This window comes from Ruegeria sp. CH8 (assembly GCF_056536985.1).
On record NZ_JBQFQR010000005.1, the window covers coordinates 118557 to 140319 of the forward strand.

Consider the following 21763-nt stretch of genomic DNA (forward strand, 5'->3'; position numbering starts at 1 on the left):
GCCGAGACCTAAGCGCCCCTGCAGCAAAGAGCAAGCCCGCGCCAACAGAACGCTTGCGAAACAGGACAAAGGCCCGTCTTATGAACGCAACGATAATCAGGGGCGGTCATGGCAGAGATTTCCAAGCGCAAGCGCATTTGGGGCTGGTGGTTTTTCGACTGGGCCAGCCAGCCCTATCATACCCTTCTGGTCACTTTTGTGTTCGGCCCCTATTTCGCCGGGGTCGCTGCGGGATACTACTCTAACACTGGGCTGGACTCCGAGGCCGCTGCCGCTCAGGCGCAGACGGTCTGGGCCAATTGCCTGACCATCACCGGGCTGATCATCGCCTTTGGTGCGCCGCTTTTGGGCGCAATGGCGGATGTGACAGGGCGGCGCATTCCGTGGATATTCGCCTTTTCGGTGATGTATGCGGTGGGCTCGGCGGCGCTGTGGTTTACGATGCCCGATGGCTCAAACATGTGGCTGATGCTGTCGGCCTTTGGGCTGGGCTTTGTGGGTGCGGAATACGCGCTGATCTTTATCAACTCGCAGCTGCCTGATCTGGGGGATGACAATGAGGTCGGAGAGATTTCGGGCTCGGGCTTTGCGTTTGGCTATTTCGGCGGGCTGATCTCTCTGGCGATCATGCTGACGATGTTTGTCGAACAACCTAATGGCAAAACGCTGATTGGTATCGACCCGATTTTTGGCTTGGATGCCGCCACGCAGCAGGGCACGCGGTTTGTGGGTCCGTTCACTGCCGGGTGGTTCATCCTATTCATGGTGCCTTATTTCCTGTGGGTCCGCGATGATCCCGATAGCGGTAAACACGGCAGTCTGCGCGAAGCGCTGGGTGTTCTGGCAAAGGCGGTATCGGATCTGCGCCATCGGGTCAGTCTGGCGACCTATCTGGGTTCTTCCATGTTCTACCGCGACGCGCTGAACGGGCTTTACAGCTTTGGCGGCGTCTACGCGCGGCTGGTGCTGGAATGGGGGCTGATCAAGATCGGCGTGTTCGGGATTGTCAGCGTTCTGGCCTCGGCCATCTTTGCCTGGATCGGCGGCAAGATGGACAAGAAATACGGCCCTAAACCGGTCATTCTGGTCGCGATCTGGGTTCTGATCTTCGTCTGCATCACCGTGGTGTCGATGGATCGGACGCAGATTTACGGCATTCCGTTGCCCGAAGGGTCGGGCCTTCCGGATATGGTGTTCTTTGGCTGCGGTGTTCTGATCGGTGGCATGGGCGGCATTCTGCAATCGGCCAGCCGCTCGTTGATGGTGCGCCACACTGATCCCGAAGCCCCTGTTGAAAGCTTTGGTCTTTATGGTCTGTCGGGGCGTGCCACCGCTTTTGCCGCGCCCTTGCTGATCGGGATTGCCACAACCGCCACCGGCAGTGCGCGGCTGGGGGTGTCACCAATCATTCTGTTGTTTATTCTGGGCCTATTCCTGATGCGCTGGGTCAAGCCGGAAGGGGATCAGAGCAGATGAATTTACTACGTTTTTTGGCAATACTCGCCACGATCACATGGGCTGGCACAGCGGGCGCACAACCGCTGGCCAAGCAATTGTTCGGGGCGCAAAAGCAAAGTTCACAGCAAAAGCCGGCGGCGTTCGGCAGTTATTCGCGCGGATGCGCCGCCGGGTCGGTGCAACTGCCCGAGACCGGGCCGACATGGCAGGCTATGCGCCTGTCGCGCAATCGCAACTGGGGGCACCCGGTGGCGATCGACTATGTGCAGGACCTCAGCCGGTTTGCGGCCAAGCAGCCGGGATGGAATGGTCTCTATGTCGGGGATATCAGCCAGCCGCGGGGCGGGCCGATGACCTCGGGCCATCGCTCGCATCAACTCGGTCTGGATATCGATATCTGGATGCTGCCCGGTGACAATATGCGCCTTAGCCGTAAGGCGCGCGAGAATATCTCGTCGATTTCCCTGCGTCGCGCAAACGGGGCCTATGTGAACGGCAATTGGACGAAACAGCACCACGCAGTGCTGCGCGAGGCAGCCAAGGACAAGCGCGTGGCGCGGATTTTCGTCTTTCCCGGTGCCAAGGCCCAGATGTGCAAGGATGAGAAGGGCAACCGCGCCTATCTGCGCAAGATCCGACCCTGGTGGGGGCATCACTATCACTTCCACGTGCGCCTGAAATGCCCCAGAGGATCGCGCGGATGCGTCAATCAGGATCCGCCGCCCAAAGGGGATGGCTGTGCCGAGGCGCAGCAATGGGTGCGCAATATCCTCAACCCGCCGCCGCCCGATCCCAACGCCCCGCCGCCCAAGAAACGCCGAGAATATGTTCTAACTGATTTGCCTCAGCAATGCGCAGCCGTTTTGCAATCCAACTGATTGCTATCTTGCTGGCCGGGTCGGTTTGGGCGGTCGAGTTCAAGACGGCCACCCAACTGAGCAGCTTTGCCTGGCGGCACAAGGCCGAGTGGTTCGGTGGGTTTTCGGCGGTTCACATCTTTGATGGCGGGCGCCGCATGATAGCCCTTAGTGACCGGGCTACTCTTGTGTCCGCACAGATCGACCGCAACGGAGATCACATCGAGGGTGTAGAGATTTCAGGCCATTGGCCGGTTCTATCCAGCAAGGGTCGCCTTATGTCGGGCAGAGCCGGAGATTCCGAGGGAATCGCCGTTGCGCCGGATGGCAGCTTTTTTATCTCGTTCGAAGGCGTTCACCGGGTTGCTTATTACCCTGCGCCGGGAACAAAGGCACAGGTCTTGCCAATACCCCGGGACTTCAAGGCACTTGCAAGCAACGGTTCGTTTGAGGGGCTGGCGATTGATAAAGCCGGACGGCTGTATACTCTGACAGAGGAAAGCCGCACCCGTAATGGTCAAATCCCCGTTTATCGGTGGGATGGCCAACGGTGGTCTTTGCCCTTTGTTCTGCCACCCCGAGGCAAGTTTCTGCCCGTTGCCGCCGATTTTGGGCCGGACGGGCGATTGTATGTTTTGGAACGCGCGGCTTCCCTCATCGGTTTTCGCTCGCGTCTGCGCCGGTGGCAGATTGACGGCGACACGCCAGTGGCAGAAGAGACATTGTTCGAGACCGGAACTGGCGCACATGACAACCTGGAAGGACTGTCAGTTTGGCGCGACGATCAGGGGCGTCTGCGGGCCACCATGATCTCGGACGACAACTTTCTGGCCCTGCAACGCACCGAGTTGGTGGAATTTTTGCTGCCGGATTGACTCGCAGTCGCCGAAGGTCTAAACGCACGGCTTGCCTTGGGACGGTCCCTTGGCCAAGTCGCCGCTACCTTGTCAAAACGGGCATCAAAACATGCAACGCGCTTATATTCCCGGCATTCTTGCCATGGCCGCCATCGTTGTGGCCTCGAACATCCTGGTCCAGTTCCTGATCTTTGACGGGCTGCTGACATGGGGTGCCTTTACCTATCCGTTGGCCTTTCTGGTCACCGACATCATGAACCGCGTCTACGGCGTGGCCACCGCCCGCAAGGTCGTGTTTGCTGGTTTTATTACCGGTATCATCTGCTCGCTGATCGGCAGCCAGATTATGCTGCAGGGCGATGGATTCACCTATGCGGCAGTGCCGCTGCGGATCGCCGTGGCCTCGGGCACTGCCTTCCTGATTGCGCAACTGACCGACGTCACAGTGTTCAACGCGATGCGCGGTGGCCGCTGGTGGCGCGCACCGCTGGTCTCTACGCTGGTTGGTTCGGCACTGGATACCGCACTGTTCTTCACCATCGCGTTTTCGGCCTCAGTCACTTTCTTCGGCGCCAATGCGGATGCCGCGATCAACTGGGCGTGGGAGCCTGTGCCCTTCATGCTGTCCGGCCCGATGGCGCCTCTGTGGGTGACGTTGGCCTTTGCGGATTGGCTGGTGAAACTGTCACTGGCGCTGATCGCTTTGGTCCCGTTCAAAGTGATCGTGGCGCGCCTGACCGCGCAGCCTGCGTAAAAAAGTGCTTTGAGATTGGCGCATCTTGTGTCAGGCTCAAAGTTAACCGCAACAGATAGAAAAGGAGGTGATCCAGTGTCGAGAAAGAGATTGGAGAGAGGTGTCGGAACAACCGGGGGGATCGCCTACTAGGGCAGCCCTTGGCGGAGCGCTTGCTCCGGCTGGTCGATTGATCTAACCGACCCGACCTCCTTATACTTTCGAAGGGCCGTCCCGCCGGGGCGGCCCTTTTTGTTTCTGCCCGTGCCGGATAAGGTCCACCCCATGTTGCGCATCACCGACGATATCACCCTGCAAGACTGGGAAATGACCGAGAGCTTTGTCCGCTCGTCCGGTCCCGGTGGGCAGAACGTGAACAAAGTCTCGACCGCTGTTGAACTGCGGTTCGAAGCCGCGCGCTCACCTTCGTTGCCCGATCCTGTGAAAAACAGGCTGAAACGGCTGGCGGGGCGGCGCTGGACCAAGGATGGTGCGATCATCATCCAGTGCGAGGAAACCCGCAGCCAAGCCCGCAACCGCGAGATTGCCCGCGCGCGACTGGCCGAGCTGATCACCCGCGCGCTAGTCAAACCCAAGCGACGGATTGCGACGAAACCCACCTATGGGTCAGTCAAACGGCGGCTGGCGGCGAAAAAGGCGCGCGGCGATGTGAAGGCGCTGCGCGGCAAAGTCTCGGAAGATTGATCTGGTAGTTTCGCCGCGCCTTGTTACTCTGGCCCCGCAAGGGAGAGCAAGATCATGAGGTTAGAGGGAAAAACCGCAATCGTCACCGGTGGCGCGTCGGGCTTTGGTGCCGGGATCGCGCAGAAATTCCTGTCCGAAGGTGCACGGGTCATGATTGCCGACGTCAATGGTGACGCGGCCGAGGTTCAGGCAAAGCAACTCGGCCCCAACGCAATTGCACAACTGGTGGACGTGGCGGATGCCGCCTCGGTGCAGGCAATGGCCGACATCGTGCGGGATCGGTTCGGGCATCTGGACATTCTGGTGAACAATGCCGGCATCACCCATATGCCAATGCCGCTGGAAGAGGTCACCGAGGACGATTTCGACCGCGTCTTCAACGTGAACATGAAATCCGTCTACCTGACCGCACGGGCGCTGGTGCCGGCGATGAAGGCGCGCGGGACGGGGGCGATCCTGAACGTGGCCTCGACCGCGGGTCTGTCGCCGCGCCCCAACCTGAACTGGTACAACGCCTCAAAGGGTTGGATGATCACCGCAACCAAGACCATGGCGGTAGAGCTGGCCCAGTCCGGCGTGCGGGTGAACGCGATCTGCCCTGTGGCAGGGGAAACGCCTCTGCTGAAATCATTCATGGGCCAAGACACCCCCGAAATGCGCGCCAAATTTCTGGCGACCATCCCTCTGGGCCGGTTCTCGACCCCCGAAGACATGGCCAACGCCGCCTGTTTCCTGTGTTCGGACGAGGCCAGCATGATCACCGGCGCAGCGTTGGAGGTCGACGGTGGCCGCTGTATCTGAGGTGCGCTTATGACCCCCGGGCTCAGAAACCTGATCACTGATGTTCCCGGCCTGTTGGTCGGGAACGCGCAGGATACAGTCCTTAAATCCGGCTCAACCGTCCTGACAGCAGATCAGGCTTTCACCGCCTCAGTTCACGTCATGGGCGGCGCACCGGGAACGCGGGAAACCGATCTGCTGGCACCGGATAAATCGGTCGCACGGGTGGACGCGATAACCTTGTCCGGCGGGTCGGCCTTTGGGCTCGATGCCTGTTCCGGCGTGTCGGATGCGTTGCGGGCACAGGGCCGGGGCTATCCGGTCGGCGATACAGTGGTGCCGATCGTGCCCGGAGCAATCCTGTTCGATCTGCTGAATGGCGGCGACAAGGGTTGGAGCGAAAACCCCTATCGTGCCTTGGGCCGGGCCGCTTTCGAAGCTGCCGTCGAAGATTTCGCGCTGGGCACGGCAGGGGCGGGCACAGGAGCTTTGACTGCAAGGCACAAGGGTGGGCTGGGATCTGCCTCGCTGGTGCTGGACAACGGGATCACCCTGGGCGCACTGGTCGCGGCCAACCCGCTGGGCAGTGTCACCACGCCCGGAGATCGTCATTTCTGGGCCGCGCCCTTCGAATTTGACGGTGAATTCGGCGGATTAGGGTCTGATTCTGGCGCCGGTATGGGTCAGCCCGCGCCCAGCCTCAAGGCTCAGGCCATGCGCCTGGCTGAACCGGAAAAGGGCAATACCACCATCGCCATCGTCGCCACCGATGCCGCGCTGACGAAACCGCAATGCCAGCGGCTGGCGGTGGCGGCACATGATGGCATTGCCCGGGCGATCCTACCCGCCCACACGCCGGGCGACGGCGATCTGGTGTTCGGGATCAGCACAGACGTGCGTCCGGTCGCGGCTGAAGCGGAATTGGGGCTGATTGGACACGCGGCCTCGGTCTGCCTTGCGCGGGCCATCGCGCGGGCGATCTATCTGGCGACCCCGGCCAAGGGCGATCTTTTGCCCTGTTGGTCCGCGTCACATGACTTAAGTTAAGGACGACCAATATGCCGCAGTGGCACAGTGCCCGCGCGCGGCAATCCGCGCGTTGACTCTCAACTGCGCCGGCGGTCCATTCGGTGCAGCCAATTTGTATCGGAGCTAAAGCTATGAATCGCATCCTTGCTACCGCAATTCTAGGCCTTCTGGCCGCACCCGTTTACGCCGAAGGCGATGCCGAAGCTGGCAAGAAAACCTTCAACAAATGCAAATCCTGTCATCAGATTGCTGGCCCCGACGGCGAGGCAATCGTCAAAGGCGGCAAGACCGGTCCGAACCTCTACGGCATTGCAGGCCGCACGGCAGGCACTGTCGAAGGGTTCAAATATGGGGACAGCATCGTCGCCGCTGGTGAAAACGGTCTGGTCTGGGATGAAACCACTTTCGTTGAATATGCCCAGGATCCCAAGACGTTCCTGAAAACCTATCTGGATGACACCGCCGCCAAATCCAAGATGACCTTCAAGCTGAAGAAGGGCGCCGAAGACGTCTATGCCTATATCGTCAGTGTTTCAGGCGAATAACGTCCGAACCTGACAACATCTACAGTTACAAAAGGCCGCAGCCCCTGCGGCCTTTCGTGCGCTTGATAACAGGAAAGATCAGCGCCACCTTGGGTATGCGCGATCTGTCATGCCTTGCCCGCATGTTTGCGCAAAGCCAAGCCGATCCGGCCTAAGTCACTTTCATATCTTTGGCCCTTCAGACAGATCGGCAGCAGGAGACGACAGATGGGAATCATGATCCCGGCCTGGGTTGATGGCGAATTGACCCCCGTGGACAAGCTCGAGGCGCATGAAAAAGGCCTCAAACACAAGGCTGTGTCCGTCTTTGTTGTCCGTGGCACCGAGATTCTGCTGCAGCGCCGGGCGATGGGCAAATACCATACGCCGGGCCTGTGGGCGAATACCTGCTGCACCCATCCGGATTGGGGTGAAACGCCCTCGGAATGCGCCGTGCGCCGTCTGCGTGAAGAGCTGGGGATCACCGGGCTGTACCCCGAATACCGCCACCGGCTGGAATATCACGCCGATGTCGGCAACAACATGGTCGAGCATGAGGTGGTCGACGTCTTCCTTGCCCATGTGCGCGGCCCGCTGAAGATTGAGCCTAACCCGGACGAAGTGATGGATATCCGCTGGATCGATTACCACGATTTGCTGGCCGAAGTGCAGCGCCATCCGGCGCGGTTTACGCCGTGGCTGAAGATCTATTTGCACAACCATGCCGACACGATTTTTGGCCCCGATCTGATCATCTCGGCCAAGACCTGACGGCTACGGCTTGCAAGGGCCGCCCAAGCCGCCTAAATCAACGCGTCATGGCCAAGCAAAAGCAGAACTCAGACCCGAATTACAAAGTCATCGCCGAAAACCGGCGTGCGCGCTTCGATTACGCGATCGAGGACGATATCGAGTGCGGCATCGTGCTGGAGGGGTCCGAGGTCAAATCCCTGCGCGCGGGCGGGTCGAACATCGCCGAAAGCTATGCCTCGGTTGATGATGGCGAGTTGTGGCTGATCAACAGCTACATCGCGCCGTATGAGCAGGCGAAGGTATTCAAGCACGAAGAACGCCGCCGCCGCAAGTTGCTGGTGTCCCGCAAGGAACTGGCCGCCCTGTGGAACGCGACCCAGCGCAAGGGCATGACGCTGGTGCCGCTGGTTCTGTATTTCAACCACAAGGGCCGGGCGAAGCTGAAGATCGGCATCGCCAAGGGTAAGAAACTGCACGACAAGCGTGAGACGCAGGCCAAGCGCGACTGGTCACGTCAGAAGCAGCGGTTGATGAAGGATCACAGCTGATCCTTCGGCAGTTTCAGAACGCCATCGCTGCGGAAACGGCACGTTTCCAACGATCATAGGCGGCGTCGCGTTCTTCGGCAGACAATTCCGGTTTGAAACGGCGGTCCAGCGCCCAGGTCTCCGCAAATCCCTGTTGATCCGAGTAAACACCTGCCCGCATCCCCGCCAGCCAGGCCGCACCCAATGCGGTGGTTTCCTGCATGACAGGGCGGTCAACTTCGGCCCCCAGATAGTCTGACAGGCCCTGCATCGCCCAGTCCGAGGCGCTGGCGCCACCGTCAACCCGCAGGGTCACATCGGTCTCGGCGCCCCAGTCGCCCTGCATGGCGTGCCACAGGTCGCGGGTCTGGTAGGCGATGCTTTCCAGCGTCGCCTTGGCAAATTCCGCCCGGCCCGAGTTGCGGGTCAAGCCAAACACCGCGCCGCGGCAGTCAGGCTTCCAATAAGGCGCGCCGAGGCCTGTAAAGGCAGGTACCAGCACCACATGCTGGTTCGGGTCAGCCTGCTGCGCCAGCTCTCCGCTTTCGGGGGCGGTTTCGATGATCTGCAACGCATCGCGCAACCATTGCACCGCGGCCCCGGCGACAAAGATCGAGCCTTCCAGCGCATAGGTCCGCTTGCCGTCCAATTGATAGGCAATGGTCGTCAGCAGGCGATTTTTCGATTCAACCGGTCGGTCCCCGGTGTTCAGCAGCGCAAAGCAGCCGGTGCCATAGGTGGATTTCATCATGCCGGGTTGGAAGCAGGCCTGTCCGATGGTGGCGGCCTGCTGATCCCCGGCCACGCCCAAAATCGGGATATTTCCCCCAATTAGGCTCGTATTTCCGAAATCCGACGCACAATCATGCACCTCGGGCAGTATGTTCATCGGCACGTCCAGCAAGTCGCAGATTTCGGCGCTCCATTCGCCCTTGTGGATGTCGAACAGCAACGTACGGGCGGCGTTGGTGGCGTCGGTGGCGTGGCTGCGCCCCTCGGTCAGGCGCCAGATCAGGAAACAGTCGATGGTGCCGAACATCAGCTCTCCGGCCTCGGCCCGGTTGCGGGCACCCGGCACGTTGTCCAGCAGCCATTTCACCTTGGTGCCCGAGAAATAGGGGTCCAGCAGCAGACCGGTTTGGGCGGTCACATCATCCTCACATCCGGCCTGTTTGTAGCGGGCGCAGATTTCGGCGGTGCGGCGATCCTGCCAGACAATGGCGTTGTAGATCGGCTTGCCGGTGTTGCGGTTCCAAACCACGGTGGTTTCGCGCTGGTTGGTGATACCAATGCCCGCGATCTGGTCAGGAGTGACGCCGGTGGTTTCCATCACCTCGCGGCAGACGCGCAACACACTTTCCCAGATTTCCTCGGCATCGTGTTCGACCCAACCTTCCTGCGGGAAATGCTGGGTGAATTCATGCTGCGCCGTACCAGCGCGCTGCATATCCGCGTCGAACAAAATGGCCCGCGATGATGTGGTGCCCTGATCAATGGCCAGAATATAGGTCATTCCCCGCGCCCCTCCCGTTTGGTTTTGCGAGACTTTAGCGCAAACAATGACACTCGGGCCAGAGGCTCAGACAGGAATATTGTCGATCAGCCGAACCCCATCCGCCCAGGCAGCCGCAAACAGCCGCGCAGGGCGGTTGGCATGGGTCAAAGGCTCTAGCGTTTCGGCGCATCGCAGGTGGATGTATTCGACCTGCGTGAACCCTGCGGCCAGCAGATCGGTCTCGGCCTTTACGGTCAGCGCATCAAACGCAGCCCCGGCCTGCAACGACTGGGCCAGGCCCTGCATGATCCGGTGCTTGTTGGCGGCAATTGCCAGCCCGTCGGGCGACAGGCGCAGGTTGCGCGATGACATCGCCAGGCCTGAGGGTTCGCGCACCGTTGGGCAGCCGATTACCTCGATTGGAATATCCAGATCGCGCGCCATGCGGCGCACCACCATCAGTTGCTGGAAGTCTTTTTCCCCGAAATAAGCCCGATCCGCCTGAGTCTGTAGGAACAGTTTGGCGACCACGGTGGCAACGCCGTCGAAATGGCCGGGGCGGAACTCGCCCTCCATCACATCGGTCAGGCCCGCAACAGAGACGTTAGTGGCAAAGCCCTGCGGATAGATTTCTTCGGGCTCGGGCACGTAGATCGCGTCGATGCCGAAGGGGGCCAGTTTCTGCGCATCCTCGTGTTCGGTGCGCGGGTATTTGGCCAGATCCTCGGGGTTGTTGAACTGTTTGGGGTTCACAAAGATCGTCACGATCACCCGGTCGGTACCGGCCTTTGCTGCCTCGACCAGTGACAGATGCCCCTGATGCAGCGCGCCCATGGTTGGGACAACGCCGATGGTTTCACCGTCGCGGTGCCATTCGGTCGTCAGCGCGCGCAGGTCGGCCAAGCGGCGCAGGATAGGGGCGGTCATGTCTTGGGTCCTTTGGAGGGCGCCTGATCGGCGAACACATGTTCGTCGGCCGGAAAGGCGCGGGCGCGCACGTCGGCGGCGTATTCGGCAATGGCGGCCTCGGCCTGCGGGCCAAGCTCGGCATAGCGTTTGACGAATTTCGGTTTGAAGGCGGTGAAAAAGCCGACCATGTCGTCGACTACAAGGATTTGCCCGTCGCACCCGGCAGAGGCCCCGATGCCGATGGTGGGAATCGCAATCTCAGCCGTGATCTGGTCAGCCAGACCCTGTGGCACTTTCTCAAGCACCACGGAAAACGCGCCTGCATCGGCCACCGCGCGGGCGTCGGCTAGCACCGCCTCGGCCTGTGCGTCCCGGCCTTGAACTTTGTAGCCACCCAGCGTGTTGATCGACTGCGGCGTCAGGCCGATATGGGCCATCACCGGGATGCCGCGCTTGACCAGAAAGCGGATGGTCTCGGCCATCTCGACGCCGCCCTCCAGCTTGACCGCGCCGGCCCCGGTTTCCGCCATCAGGCGGGCGGAGTTGCGGAACGCGTCTGCCGGAGAGTGTTCGTAGCTGCCAAACGGCATGTCGATGACCATCATCGCCTTGTCCAGCCCGCGCGAAACGGCTTGTCCGTGCAGGACCATCATCTCCATCGTCACGCCCAGCGTCGATTCCAGACCGTGCAGCACCATGCCCACGCTGTCGCCCACCAGAACAAAGTCGCAATGGGCATCCATCAGCCGCGCCATCGGGGTCGTGTAAGCGGTCAGAGAGACCAGCGGCGTGCCCCCTTTGCGGGCGCGGATGTCCTCGGCATTGGGCGCTTTTTTATGGGCGGTGGCGCTCATGATCGCTCCTCCGGTGTTCATGTTGCAGCGCGGCATAGCAGATCGGAACGGTCCAAAGAAACCCCGGTTGCGCGAACATTTCCTTGAATGACCCGAGGTTTAAAGGGACATTAACTGCAGAAAGGTCCGCAAAACAGCGGGTTCAGCCATAAAAACGGTGGGAGATTTTTATGACAAATCAGATGTTGAAATCCTTTGCATCGGCGTTGGTGCTGGGGGCCAGTGTCTTTGCCACCGGGGCATTGGCCAAATCCGATATCACCATTGCGATGCAGCTTGAGCCACCGCATCTGGACCCCACAAGTGCCGCGGCACAGGCGATTGACTCGGTTGTTTACACCAATATCTTCGAAGGGCTGACCCGGTTCATGGGCGATGGTTCGGTTGTGCCCGGGCTGGCCGAAAGCTGGGAGATTTCCGAGGACGGCACCGTCTATACCTTCAAGCTGCGCGATGGCGTGACCTTCCATGACGGCACCGTGATGGATGCCGAGGACGTCAAGTTCAGCCTCGACCGCGCCAGCGCCGACGACAGCGCCAACGCACAAAAGGCGTTATTTGCCGGGATCGAAAGCGTTGAGGTGGTCGATCCTCTGACCGTCAAGGTCACCCTGTCTGAACCTAACGGCAATTTTCTGTTCAACATGGCTTGGGGCGATGCGGTGATCGTGTCCCCTGATAGCATCGAAAACGTCACAACTAATCCCGTGGGCACCGGGGCCTTTACCTTTGGCAACTGGGTGCAGGGCGACAGTATCACGCTGAACCAGAACCCGGATTATTGGGGCGATCAGCCCGCGTTAGAGACTGCAACGTTCAAATTCATCTCGGACCCGACCGCCGCGTTTGCCGCCATGATGGCCGAGGATATAGACGTGTTCGACAACTTCCCCGCGCCGGAAAACCTGCCTCAGTTCGAGGCCGATCCGCGCTTTCAGGTGCTGGTGGGCTCGACCGAGGGGGAAACGATCCTGTCAACCAACAACAAGAAGCCTCCGTTCGATGATATCCGGGTGCGGCAGGCGCTGGCCCATGCCATCGACCGTCAGGCGATTATCGACGGGGCGATGTTCGGGTATGGCACGCCAATCGGCACTCATTTCGCGCCGCATAACCCTGCCTATGTCGATCTGACCGGGCTCTCGACCCATGACCCGGAAAAGGCCGCCAAGCTGTTGGCCGACGCAGGGTATGAAGAGGGGTTCGAGACCACGCTGCACCTGCCACCGCCCTCATACGCCCGTCGCGGGGGTGAGATCATCGCCGCCCAACTTGCCGAAGTCGGCATCACCGCCGAGATCATCAACGTGGAATGGGCGCAGTGGCTGGAATCGGTGTTCAAGGGGAAGGACTACGGCCTGACCATCATCAGCCATACCGAACCGATGGATATCGGCATCTACGCGCGCCCGGACTACTATTTCCAGTATGACAGTCTGGATGCACAGACGCTGATTGAGACGCTGAACGCGACCACTGACCCGGACGAACGCAAGAAACTGCTGGGTGAAATGCAGCGCCTGATCGCAAATGACTTCGTCAACGGGTATTTGTTCCAACTGCCCAAGTTGGTGATCGCCAAGGCCGGTGTTCAAGGTCTTTGGAAAAACGCGCCCACCGCCGCGATTGACCTGACCCAGATCAGCTGGTCCGAATAACCAATCCTGGGGCTGAAGCTGGCCCCAGTGTTCCGTTCCAGAGTGAGCCTGACAATGAATCTGGTCCGTTTTTTGTGCCTTGTCATAGTTACCGCCTGCCTTTCTTTCGTGGGCGGAAAGGCGCAGGCGCAAAACGGGCTGGAAGGCGGGGTGGGTCCGCTGGTCGGTACGCCTGAAAACCCGCTGCAGGTGGGTGTCGGCATTCACATTGATCAGGTCACCAGTGTGGATCAGAAGGCCGAGAATTATGGTGCAGTCGTCGTTCTGCGGGTCGAATGGACAGACCCGGCATTGGCCTTTGATCGCGATGAGGTCGGGCGCGAAATTCAGGTCTTCAACCCTCCGGCCCTGGCCGATCATGCGCGGGGTCTGGGCGCGGTTGTGCCCGCGTTCGTCATCCACAACCAGCAATCCAACAAATGGATCCACGAGTCTGCCGCCTCGCTGCGCTATGACGGGCATGTGGTCTATGTCGAGAAATCCTCGCTGACCTTGCAGGCCCCGCATTTCGATTTCCGCAAATACCCGTTCGACACGCAGGAGTTCTTTTTCGAAGTCGTTTCGGTTTTTCCGTCCGACTACGTGTCTTATTACCCGCTTGAGGAGTATTCGGGCCTCGGTGATCTGCTGGGTGAAGAAGAGTGGATACTGGATAACGCACGGGTCGAGCATTCGACGGTGATCGGGTTGTCCGGTCGGGATAGCGATCAGATCGCGCTGGCCTTCGAAGGTCACCGGCATCTGACCTATTACGTGATACGAGTGTTTCTGCCGATGCTGGTTCTGGTGAGTGTCGGCTGGGCATTGTTCTTTCTGGACGAATACCGCCGACGGATCGAAATTGCCGGGGGCAATCTGCTGGTCTTTGTCGCCTTCAACTGGGCCATCTCAGCAGATCTGCCCAAGCTGGGCTATCTGACCTTTCTGGATTTCATCCTTCAATGCATGTTCCTGATGACCGGAGCATTGATCGTCTTCAACGTCGCCTTGCGCAAAATGAAAGTGATTGGGCGCGAAGACGGGGCCAGAAAGCTGGACAATTACGCGATCAAATGGATTTACCCTTTGGGGTACGGCGCCATCGTCGTCTACGCGGTTTTCATCTATCTTCTGGTGCCATAGGCGCTGGACCCGCGCGGGATGTGTGCCTAACGTGGCCCCAATGCTGCGCTATGCCCTCAAACGACTGATTTCACTGCTGATCAGCCTCGCCGTCGCCTCGGTCGTCATCTTTGCGGTGATTGAGGTTGCGCCCGGTGATCCGGCCTCATTCATGCTGGGCGTAAATGCGCAGGAAGACACTCTGGCCGCGTTGCGGGCCGAGCTTGGGTTGGATGTTTCCAAGGCACAGCGGTATTTCAACTGGGTCGGCGGGATGTTGGTAGGGGATTTCGGCACCTCTTACACCTATCGCACGCCGGTATCGCAGATGATTACAGACCGGATGTGGGTATCCCTGCCGCTGGCTTTGTACGCGCTGACATTGTCCACCCTGATTGCCTTTCCCGCCGGGATTTACGCGGCAGCACGTCGTGGCAAACCCGGTGACCTGACGGTGATGGGCGCGACGCAGTTGGGCATCGCCGTGCCGAATTTTTGGTTTGCAATGATGCTGGTGTTGATCTTCGCCATCAACCTGCGCTGGTTCAACGCGGGCGGGTTCGCGGGCTGGGACAAGGGGTTCTGGACTGGAGTGCATTCCCTGACTTTGCCCGCAATCGCGCTGGCCTTGCCGCAAGCGGCGATTCTGGCACGGGTCATGCGGTCATCGCTGCTGGACATACTGGGCGAGGATTTCATGCGCACCGCCCGCGCCAAGGGCCTGTCCCGCCGTCAGGCGCTGTGGCGGCACGGGGTGCGCAACGCGCTGATCCCGGTGCTGACCATCATCGGGCTGCAGTTTTCCTTCCTGCTGGCGGGGTCGATCATCATCGAGCAGGTCTTCTACTTGCCCGGCCTCGGGCGGCTGGTGTTTCAGGCCATTTCCGCCCGCGACCTGATCGTGGTGGAATCTGTCGTGATGTTGCTGGTCTTTGCCGTCATCACGGTGAATTTCCTTGTCGACCTGGCTTATGCTGCCGTTGACCCAAGGTTGAGGAGCCGGACATGAGCCGCAACCTGATCCTTGGCGCGGCGCTGTCCTCGCTGGTTCTGCTGGCGGCTTTGGTGTCCTTTGTCTGGACGCCTTATGACTATGCGGCGTTGGATATCCCCAACAAATTGCAGCCACCAAATGCGCAGCATTGGTTCGGGAGGGATCACTTCGGCCGCGACATGTTTTCGATGATCATGGTTGGCGCGCGCACGTCGATTGCAGTGGCGCTGGTGGCGGTGGGCATCGGTATGGCGCTGGGCGTGCCTCTGGGTCTGGCGGCGGCGGCCCGCAAAGGGTCCTGGCTGGATGAGGTGATCATGCGTGGCAATGATCTGGTCTTTGCCTTCCCCTCGCTGGTCATTGCGATCCTGATCACCGCCGTGTTCGGGGCCGGGGCGATCAACGCCATCATTGCCATTGGCATCTTCAACATTCCTGTTTTTGCCCGCATCACCCGTGGGGCGGCCCTGTCGCTGTGGGAGCGGGAGTTCATCCTCGCCGCCCGCGTTTCGGGCAAGGGGGCCGCGCGGATATCGGCCGAACATATCCTGCCCAATGTGGCCAACTTGCTGATCGTGCAGGGGACCATTCAGTTCTCCTTGGGCATTCTGGCCGAGGCCGGGCTGTCCTATGTCGGCCTTGGCGCGCAGCCGCCCACACCCAGCTGGGGTCGGATGCTGGCCGATGCGCAAACAATGGTCAGTTTTGCCCCGCATTTGGCTCTGATTCCGGGGTTGGCGATCATTGTCACCGTCTTGGGCTTGAACCTGCTGGGCGACGGATTGCGCGACTGGCTGGACCCAAGGATCAGGGTGGCGCGGGCATGAGTTTGTTGCAGATTGAAAACCTGTCGTTGTCGATCCACGGTGCGGAGATTCTGAAACAGGTCAGCCTGTCCATCACCCCAGGTGAGATCGTGGCTGTGACCGGAGAGAGCGGCTCGGGCAAGTCGATGACCGCGTTGGCCGTGATGCAGTTGCTGCCGAACGGGGCGCAGGCACAGGGCGCGGTCCGGCTTGAGGGGCAAGACCTGTTGAACCGCCCCGAGGCCGAGATGTGTGCCTTGCGCGGGGCCTCGATCGGGATGGTGTTTCAGGAGCCGATGACCGCCCTGAACCCGGTCAAGACCATCGGCGATCAGGTGATGGAGACGATCCTGATCCACAAAGCCCTGCCGCTCCCGCAGGCCCGTGAGCGCGCGCAGGAAGTTCTGACCCGCGTTGGCCTGCCGCCTGACCGCTTTCCCCTGTCCCGCTATCCGCATGAGCTGTCCGGAGGCCAGCGCCAGCGCGTCGTAATCGCCATGGCCATCGCCCTGCGCCCAAAGCTGTTGATCGCTGACGAGCCGACAACCGCGCTGGACGTGACCACTCAGGCGCAGATCCTCGACCTGCTCAAAGGGCTGGTGTGGGAATACGGCATGGGCCTGCTGATGATCACCCATGATCTGGCAGTGGTGGCTGATATGGCTGATCAGATCGTGGTGATGCGTCACGGAGAGGTGGTCGAAAACGGTGCAACCGCCCACCTGCTGCGCAACATGCAGCACCCCTATACACGGATGCTGTTCGAGGCGTCTGGCCATCAGGTTTCGCTGCCCCGGGCCACCGATCCTCGCCCTCTGCTGGAGGTGACACAGGTCACCCGCGATTACCATCTGCCCCGCAAGGGCCTGTTTGGCACGCCGGGGCATCACCGCGCGGTGGACGAGGTTAGCTTTACCCTCAATAAGGGGGAGCGTTTGGGGCTGGTAGGTGAATCCGGATGCGGAAAATCGACCCTAACACGGGCAATTTTAGGGCTAGAAGAGGTCCAAAGCGGCGACATCCGTCTGGACGGCCAACCGGTTTTCTCGGGCCACAGGCCTAACCCGGTGGTGCGCCGCAAGATGCAGGTTGTGTTTCAGGACCCCTATGGCAGCTTCAACCCGCGTCACCGTGTGGCCCGCCTGGTCACTGAACCTTTTCACCTGTTGGAGACGCCGCCCACGGGGGTCGAGCGTCAGGACCGCATTGCCGAGATGCTGACCGCTGTGGGCCTTGGCCCCGACGACGCGGGCAAATACATCCATGAATTCTCGGGTGGGCAGCGACAACGCATCGCCATTGCCCGTGCGTTGATTATACGACCGGAACTGATCCTGTTTGATGAGGCTGTCTCGGCGCTGGACGTCTCGGTCCGGGCGCAGATACTGGATTTGCTGGCCGAGCTTTGTGAAGCCTATGATCTGACCTATCTGTTCATCAGCCACGACCTGAGCGTAGTGCGCACCATCACCGACCGGGTAATGGTGATGCAGGCGGGCAGGATTGTTGAACAGGGTGAAACTGAACAGGTCTTTGCAAATCCGCAACATCCCTACACCCAAACCCTGATCGAAGCTGCGCCCGTCTTGCCGGATATTGGCATGAGCGTCGCCTAAATTCCTTTTTTAGAGCCTGAAAGGAGGCCCAAATGCCCAACCCCCTCTGGTTCAATCCCGGCTTGTGTCTGATTGGCGACAAATGGGTTAGCCCCACCTCACAGGCGGATATTCCATTGATCAACCCGTCGGACGGGTCCGAGATTTGCCGGATTGCGCGCGGGGGCGTGGTGGATATCGACGCTGCCGTGCAGGCCGCTCAGGCCGCGCTGCAGGGCGACTGGGGGCGCAAGACCGCGCTGGAACGGGGCCGTATCCTGACCCGACTGGGCCAGTTGGTGCTGGAAAAGGTGGAAGATCTGGCGCATATCGAAGCGATTGACGTGGGCAAACCGCTGACACAGGCGCGCGCCGACGCAGTGGCCCTTGCACGGTATTGCGAGTTCTACGGCGGTGCTGCCGACAAGGTGATGGGCGAGACCATCCCCTATCTGGACGGTTACACCGTCTATACTCTGCGCGAGCCGCACGGGGTAACCGGCCATATCGTACCGTGGAACTACCCGATGCAGATCATCGGGCGCTCGGTCGGGGCGGCGCTGGCGATGGGCAATGCCTGCGTTTTGAAACCTGCCGAAGAAGCCTGCCTGACCGCGCTCGCATTCGCCCACTTGGCGCAGGAGGCTGGTTTGCCTGCGGGCGCGTTGAATGTGGTGCCGGGTCTGGGGGCCGAGGCCGGGGTGGCGCTGTCCGGACATCCGAGTGTTGACCATATCTCGTTCACGGGGTCGGTTGCCACCGGCGCGCTGGTACAGCAGGCGGCGGGGCGTAATGTGGTGCCGGTGACACTGGAGTTGGGCGGCAAATCCCCGCAACTGGTGTTTGATGATGCCGATCTGGACGCCGCGCTGCCGTTTCTGGTGAATGCGGGCATTCAGAACGCGGGGCAGACTTGCTCGGCCTCGTCCCGCATTCTGGTGCAGCGCGGGGTGTATGAGCAGGTCAAAACCCGCATGGCAGCGGCCTATGCCGATCTGACCGTTGGTCCGGCGCAGGAGGATTTGCGGGTCGGCCCCCTGATCTCGGCCCGGCAGAAAGAGATTGTGACCGGGTTTCTGGCCAAGGGCTCTGATCTGAGCATCGCAGGGCAGGGGCGGGTCGTTGACAACGCGCCGGAGCAGGGGGCCTATGTCCGGCCCACCTTGTTTGCCGATGTCCCCCCGGATCACGTGCTGGCCCGCGACGAGATTTTCGGCCCCGTTCAGGTTCTGATTCCCTTCGAAACCGAGGAAGAGGCCGTTCAAATCGCCAACAGCACCGATTACGGACTGGTCGCCAGTATCTGGACCCGCGATGGCGCGCGGCAGATGCGGTTGGCGAAACAACTGCGCTCGGGTCAGGTGTTCATCAACAATTACGGCGCCGGCGGCGGGGTGGAACTGCCCTTTGGCGGGATCGGCAAGTCAGGCCATGGCCGCGAAAAGGGATTCGAGGCGCTTTACGGGTTTTCACAGCTGAAAACCGTGGCGGCTTTCCATGGGTAGGGTCTAAACAATCACCTCGATCGATTGCTGAGCACCGACGCCGAACACGCGTTTATAGCGTTTGATTTCGTCCTGTGGTCCCATCGCCTTTTCCGGGTTGTCCGACAGTTTCACCGTCGGGCGGCCATTGGCCGACACCGCCTTGCAGACCAGTGAGAATGGCGCCAGCGCGTCATCTGGTACCAACCCGCGGAAATCGTTGGTCAGCAGAGTACCCCAACCGAACGAGACCTTGGTGCGGTGGGCAAACTGGCCGTGCAACTCGCGGATCTTGTCCACGTCCAGCCCGTCTGAGAATATCACCCGTTTCTGCGTCGGATCCTCGCCGCGCGACTTCCACCAGTTGATGGCAATCTCGGCCCCGGTCGCCGGATCGCCGCTATCGACGCGGATGCCGGTCCAGCCCGCCAGCCAGTCGGGGGCACGGTCCAGAAACCCCTGCGTGCCATAGGTGTCGGGCAGGATGATGCGCAGGTTGCCGTCGTGTTCGTCATGCCAATCGCTGAGAACATCATATGGGGCTTGTGCCAGCGCCTCGTCGGTTTCGGCCAGTGCGGAATAGACCATGGGCAGTTCGTGGGCGTTGGTGCCGATCGCCTCAACCTCGCGCCGCATTGCGATTAGACAGTTTGAGGTGCCGGAAAACGCAGGACCCAGACCCTCGATCATCGCCTGCACGCACCAGTCTTGCCACAGGAAGGAATGGCGGCGGCGGGTGCCGAAATCGGCGATACCCAGCCCGTCGATTTCCCGAAGCTGCTCGATCTTTTCCCAGACGCGAGTCATCGCGCGGGCATACAGAACCTGCAGCTCGAACCGGCGCATGTCGTTCAGTACCGCGCGGGATCGCAGTTCCATCAACACCGCCAGAGCCGGGATTTCCCACAGCATGACTTCGTGCCACTTGCCCTCGAAGGTCAGTTCGTACTGATCCCCTTTGCGCTCCAGATGATAGGGCGGCAGGCGCAAATTCTCGAACCACTCCATGAAATCCGAGCGGAACATCTGCCGTTTGCCGTAGAATGTATTGCCCCGCAGCCATGTGCTTTCACCCCGGCTGAGGCTGAGCGACCTGATATGATCCAGTTGTTCGCGCAGTTCCCCTTCGTCGATCAATTCAGCTAGCGGAATGTGATTCGAACGGTTGATCAGTGAAAAAACCACATCTGTTTGGGGCTTATTTCGAAACACTGACTGACACATCAGAAGTTTGTAGAAATCCGTATCGATCAAAGACCGAACAATCGGGTCGATCTTCCATTTATGGTTGTACACACGCGTCGCAATATCGACCATGGGGAACTCCTGCGATTTCCGTTGTTAGATCAATAGGTGCGTTAATTGGCAAGAGTCGCTCGTTTGATGACAATGACAAGGTCAGGACACAAAGCGAGCATATTGTGTTGTCTTTTCATGGGTTAGTGAGAAGTAGGGGATGGAAGTTAAAGGTTAAGTCGGTGAATGGTTCTCGAGTACGACTTTGATATTGTAACGATTGACGACGACGGAACGAAGTCAGGATCAGCGAAGATCGCAACATCTGCGGATGGGGCGGTGTGTGCCATGTTTCGTAGTGCACAAACGGCCGAAGCTTTGCGTCATAGCTCACCTAAAATCCGTTTTATATTCGAAGATGCCGGGTTTGCTTTGGAACCAACAGAAAGCGACCTTCCACACGGGTTCTATCGGCCGGAAGAGAACGTTGAGCGTGAACTTGTCCTGCGTGCGCTGTTCGCCAATATCAGGGCGGTTGGTGTCAAGGGTGAGCTTCGTGGAGATTTTGATTTCTGGCAGTTCCTTGAGGATGTGAAAACAGCCCGACCGCAACCTGAAACACCCGGCCAAGCACAGGTCCGGACGTCAAGACCGCAACAACCTCCTAAACCCAAAGCAAAAAGGCGCTCGATTCAGGGGCGAATCGGGTTTGCACTTGGGTTGGCGGTGGTTGTGATTGCGGTACTCAGATATCTGGCGGCGGCAGGCGCAACGCCCTAGGTCATCGTGACGCCGTCCTTTTGCATCGCGGTTTCAGCCGCAGCCAGTGAACCGTCCAGATCAATGGCGCGGCAGGCCTCCATCCGCACGGTTACATCAAACCCCAAACGCGCCGCATCAACGGCCGAGAAATGGACGCAAAAATCCGTCGCGAGACCAACCAGTGTCAGTTTGTCGATGCCGCGCGTTCTCAGATAGCCTTCAAGACCCGTCGGCGTGGATTGGTCGTTCTCAAAGAACGCCGAGTAGCTGTCAATGGCACTGCGGAACCCTTTGCGGATGATCAGATCACCATCGGTGCGCAATTCTGGGTGAAACGCCGCGCCCAGTGTGCCCTGCACGCAGTGATCTGGCCACAGCACCTGTGGGCCATAGGGCATTTCGGTCATGTCGTAGGGGTTTTTACCCGGATGTGAGGTGGCGAATGAGGAATGGCCCGCCGGATGCCAGTCTTGCGTCAGGATCACGGCGTCGAATTCACCCATCATGGCGTTGATATGGGCGACGATCTCATCCCCTCCGGGCACGGCCAGCGCACCGCCGGGGCAGAAATCGTTCTGGACGTCGATTACAAGCAAAGCATGGGTCATCGCGATCTCCTCGGGCTGCATTATCGGTACGGGGCTGC

At 60.1% G+C, this 21763-nt stretch carries 22 protein-coding genes; 17 read left to right on the forward strand and 5 right to left on the reverse strand.

Features of this window, described 5'->3' with window-relative positions; translation table 11 throughout:
* The first annotated feature begins 108 nt into the window (after positions 1 to 108).
* From ACR0ER_RS07395 to smpB, 10 genes are all read left to right on the forward strand, one after another.
* Positions 109 to 1476, forward strand: coding sequence for an MFS transporter (locus tag ACR0ER_RS07395; RefSeq protein WP_480768370.1), 1368 nt, complete (start codon positions 109 to 111; stop codon positions 1474 to 1476).
* Complete coding sequence (gene mepA, locus ACR0ER_RS07400; RefSeq protein ID WP_480768371.1) at positions 1473 to 2336, forward strand: penicillin-insensitive murein endopeptidase; 864 nt, start codon at positions 1473 to 1475, stop codon at positions 2334 to 2336. The genes ACR0ER_RS07395 and mepA overlap by 4 nt, the downstream gene beginning before the upstream one ends.
* A complete protein-coding gene (locus ACR0ER_RS07405; protein WP_480768372.1) occupies positions 2309 to 3190 on the forward strand; it encodes an esterase-like activity of phytase family protein in 882 nt (293 codons plus the stop codon). Before mepA ends, ACR0ER_RS07405 begins: the two co-directional genes overlap by 28 nt.
* A gap of 91 nt (positions 3191 to 3281) precedes the next feature.
* On the forward strand, positions 3282 to 3926 hold the full coding sequence (locus ACR0ER_RS07410; protein ID WP_480768373.1) for a queuosine precursor transporter: 645 nt from the start codon (positions 3282 to 3284) through the stop codon (positions 3924 to 3926).
* Positions 3927 to 4190: 264 nt separating this feature from the next.
* Positions 4191 to 4610 (forward strand): alternative ribosome rescue aminoacyl-tRNA hydrolase ArfB, encoded by a 420-nt coding sequence (arfB, locus tag ACR0ER_RS07415; RefSeq protein ID WP_170444134.1) that lies wholly within the window; start codon positions 4191 to 4193, stop codon positions 4608 to 4610.
* Between the two features lie 54 nt (positions 4611 to 4664).
* Positions 4665 to 5411 (forward strand): SDR family oxidoreductase, encoded by a 747-nt coding sequence (locus tag ACR0ER_RS07420; RefSeq protein ID WP_480768374.1) that lies wholly within the window; start codon positions 4665 to 4667, stop codon positions 5409 to 5411.
* Positions 5412 to 5420: 9 nt separating this feature from the next.
* Positions 5421 to 6437: a P1 family peptidase gene (locus ACR0ER_RS07425; protein ID WP_480768375.1), complete on the forward strand. Its 1017-nt coding sequence runs from the start codon at positions 5421 to 5423 to the stop codon at positions 6435 to 6437.
* 113 nt (positions 6438 to 6550) lie between these two features.
* Positions 6551 to 6964 carry a c-type cytochrome gene (locus ACR0ER_RS07430; protein ID WP_170329711.1) on the forward strand — a complete coding sequence of 138 codons (414 nt, stop codon included), beginning with the start codon at positions 6551 to 6553 and terminating at the stop codon, positions 6962 to 6964.
* 207 nt (positions 6965 to 7171) lie between these two features.
* Positions 7172 to 7714 (forward strand): isopentenyl-diphosphate Delta-isomerase, encoded by a 543-nt coding sequence (gene idi / locus ACR0ER_RS07435; RefSeq protein WP_170329710.1) that lies wholly within the window; start codon positions 7172 to 7174, stop codon positions 7712 to 7714.
* A 47-nt stretch (positions 7715 to 7761) separates the two neighbouring features.
* A complete protein-coding gene (gene smpB / locus ACR0ER_RS07440) occupies positions 7762 to 8244 on the forward strand; it encodes an SsrA-binding protein SmpB (RefSeq protein ID WP_480768376.1) in 483 nt (160 codons plus the stop codon).
* A 13-nt stretch (positions 8245 to 8257) separates the two neighbouring features.
* On the opposite strand, the gene glpK is transcribed toward smpB, so the two are convergent.
* The 3 genes from glpK to panB form a co-directional block, all read right to left on the reverse strand.
* Complete coding sequence (glpK, locus tag ACR0ER_RS07445; RefSeq protein ID WP_480768377.1) at positions 8258 to 9736, reverse strand: glycerol kinase GlpK; 1479 nt, start codon at positions 9734 to 9736, stop codon at positions 8258 to 8260.
* 66 nt (positions 9737 to 9802) lie between these two features.
* A complete protein-coding gene (gene panC, locus ACR0ER_RS07450; protein ID WP_480768378.1) occupies positions 9803 to 10645 on the reverse strand; it encodes a pantoate--beta-alanine ligase in 843 nt (280 codons plus the stop codon).
* On the reverse strand, positions 10642 to 11481 hold the full coding sequence (gene panB / locus ACR0ER_RS07455) for a 3-methyl-2-oxobutanoate hydroxymethyltransferase (protein WP_480768379.1): 840 nt from the start codon (positions 11479 to 11481) through the stop codon (positions 10642 to 10644). The genes panC and panB overlap by 4 nt, the downstream gene beginning before the upstream one ends.
* Positions 11482 to 11651: 170 nt before the next feature.
* On the opposite strand from panB, the gene ACR0ER_RS07460 reads away from it, so the two are divergent.
* From ACR0ER_RS07460 to ACR0ER_RS07485, 6 genes are read left to right on the forward strand one after another with little or no spacing between them, the layout of a single operon-like run.
* A complete protein-coding gene (locus tag ACR0ER_RS07460) occupies positions 11652 to 13139 on the forward strand; it encodes an ABC transporter substrate-binding protein (protein WP_480768380.1) in 1488 nt (495 codons plus the stop codon).
* A 54-nt stretch (positions 13140 to 13193) separates the two neighbouring features.
* Positions 13194 to 14261, forward strand: a complete 1068-nt coding sequence (locus ACR0ER_RS07465) for a ligand-gated ion channel (RefSeq protein ID WP_480768381.1) — start codon at positions 13194 to 13196, stop codon at positions 14259 to 14261.
* A 40-nt stretch (positions 14262 to 14301) separates the two neighbouring features.
* Positions 14302 to 15249 carry an ABC transporter permease gene (locus ACR0ER_RS07470; RefSeq protein WP_480768382.1) on the forward strand — a complete coding sequence of 316 codons (948 nt, stop codon included), beginning with the start codon at positions 14302 to 14304 and terminating at the stop codon, positions 15247 to 15249.
* Positions 15246 to 16061, forward strand: a complete 816-nt coding sequence (locus tag ACR0ER_RS07475; protein WP_480768383.1) for an ABC transporter permease — start codon at positions 15246 to 15248, stop codon at positions 16059 to 16061. Before ACR0ER_RS07470 ends, ACR0ER_RS07475 begins: the two co-directional genes overlap by 4 nt.
* Complete coding sequence (locus tag ACR0ER_RS07480; RefSeq protein WP_480768384.1) at positions 16058 to 17656, forward strand: ABC transporter ATP-binding protein; 1599 nt, start codon at positions 16058 to 16060, stop codon at positions 17654 to 17656. Before ACR0ER_RS07475 ends, ACR0ER_RS07480 begins: the two co-directional genes overlap by 4 nt.
* Before the next feature lie 32 nt (positions 17657 to 17688).
* On the forward strand, positions 17689 to 19140 hold the full coding sequence (locus ACR0ER_RS07485; RefSeq protein WP_480768385.1) for an aldehyde dehydrogenase family protein: 1452 nt from the start codon (positions 17689 to 17691) through the stop codon (positions 19138 to 19140).
* A gap of 3 nt (positions 19141 to 19143) precedes the next feature.
* Here the strand turns inward: ACR0ER_RS07485 and pncB are convergent, their stop codons facing one another.
* On the reverse strand, positions 19144 to 20436 hold the full coding sequence (pncB, locus tag ACR0ER_RS07490; protein ID WP_480768386.1) for a nicotinate phosphoribosyltransferase: 1293 nt from the start codon (positions 20434 to 20436) through the stop codon (positions 19144 to 19146).
* A 267-nt stretch (positions 20437 to 20703) separates the two neighbouring features.
* Between pncB and ACR0ER_RS07495 the strand changes: the two genes are divergently transcribed.
* Complete coding sequence (locus tag ACR0ER_RS07495; RefSeq protein ID WP_480768387.1) at positions 20704 to 21135, forward strand: hypothetical protein; 432 nt, start codon at positions 20704 to 20706, stop codon at positions 21133 to 21135.
* Here ACR0ER_RS07495 and pncA read toward each other — a convergent pair.
* A complete protein-coding gene (gene pncA, locus ACR0ER_RS07500) occupies positions 21132 to 21725 on the reverse strand; it encodes a bifunctional nicotinamidase/pyrazinamidase (protein ID WP_480768388.1) in 594 nt (197 codons plus the stop codon). The two genes, ACR0ER_RS07495 and pncA, sit on opposite strands and share 4 nt — an antisense overlap.
* Between the last annotated feature and the right edge of the window lie 38 nt (positions 21726 to 21763).

Bases quoted from the DNA above. Each gene is read 5' to 3' on its own strand.
- ACR0ER_RS07395 (WP_480768370.1), top strand. From the start codon at position 109: ATGGCAGAGATTTCCAAGCGCAAGCGCATTTGGGGCTGGTGGTTTTTC.
- mepA (WP_480768371.1), top strand. From the start codon at position 1,473: ATGAATTTACTACGTTTTTTGGCAATACTCGCCACGATCACATGGGCT.
- ACR0ER_RS07405 (WP_480768372.1), top strand. From the start codon at position 2,309: ATGCGCAGCCGTTTTGCAATCCAACTGATTGCTATCTTGCTGGCCGGG.
- ACR0ER_RS07410 (WP_480768373.1), top strand. From the start codon at position 3,282: ATGCAACGCGCTTATATTCCCGGCATTCTTGCCATGGCCGCCATCGTT.
- arfB (WP_170444134.1), top strand. From the start codon at position 4,191: ATGTTGCGCATCACCGACGATATCACCCTGCAAGACTGGGAAATGACC.
- ACR0ER_RS07420 (WP_480768374.1), top strand. From the start codon at position 4,665: ATGAGGTTAGAGGGAAAAACCGCAATCGTCACCGGTGGCGCGTCGGGC.
- ACR0ER_RS07425 (WP_480768375.1), top strand. From the start codon at position 5,421: ATGACCCCCGGGCTCAGAAACCTGATCACTGATGTTCCCGGCCTGTTG.
- ACR0ER_RS07430 (WP_170329711.1), top strand. From the start codon at position 6,551: ATGAATCGCATCCTTGCTACCGCAATTCTAGGCCTTCTGGCCGCACCC.
- idi (WP_170329710.1), top strand. From the start codon at position 7,172: ATGGGAATCATGATCCCGGCCTGGGTTGATGGCGAATTGACCCCCGTG.
- smpB (WP_480768376.1), top strand. From the start codon at position 7,762: ATGGCCAAGCAAAAGCAGAACTCAGACCCGAATTACAAAGTCATCGCC.
- glpK (WP_480768377.1), bottom strand. From the start codon at position 9,736: ATGACCTATATTCTGGCCATTGATCAGGGCACCACATCATCGCGGGCC.
- panC (WP_480768378.1), bottom strand. From the start codon at position 10,645: ATGACCGCCCCTATCCTGCGCCGCTTGGCCGACCTGCGCGCGCTGACG.
- panB (WP_480768379.1), bottom strand. From the start codon at position 11,481: ATGAGCGCCACCGCCCATAAAAAAGCGCCCAATGCCGAGGACATCCGC.
- ACR0ER_RS07460 (WP_480768380.1), top strand. From the start codon at position 11,652: ATGACAAATCAGATGTTGAAATCCTTTGCATCGGCGTTGGTGCTGGGG.
- ACR0ER_RS07465 (WP_480768381.1), top strand. From the start codon at position 13,194: ATGAATCTGGTCCGTTTTTTGTGCCTTGTCATAGTTACCGCCTGCCTT.
- ACR0ER_RS07470 (WP_480768382.1), top strand. From the start codon at position 14,302: ATGCTGCGCTATGCCCTCAAACGACTGATTTCACTGCTGATCAGCCTC.
- ACR0ER_RS07475 (WP_480768383.1), top strand. From the start codon at position 15,246: ATGAGCCGCAACCTGATCCTTGGCGCGGCGCTGTCCTCGCTGGTTCTG.
- ACR0ER_RS07480 (WP_480768384.1), top strand. From the start codon at position 16,058: ATGAGTTTGTTGCAGATTGAAAACCTGTCGTTGTCGATCCACGGTGCG.
- ACR0ER_RS07485 (WP_480768385.1), top strand. From the start codon at position 17,689: ATGCCCAACCCCCTCTGGTTCAATCCCGGCTTGTGTCTGATTGGCGAC.
- pncB (WP_480768386.1), bottom strand. From the start codon at position 20,436: ATGGTCGATATTGCGACGCGTGTGTACAACCATAAATGGAAGATCGAC.
- ACR0ER_RS07495 (WP_480768387.1), top strand. From the start codon at position 20,704: ATGTTTCGTAGTGCACAAACGGCCGAAGCTTTGCGTCATAGCTCACCT.
- pncA (WP_480768388.1), bottom strand. From the start codon at position 21,725: ATGACCCATGCTTTGCTTGTAATCGACGTCCAGAACGATTTCTGCCCC.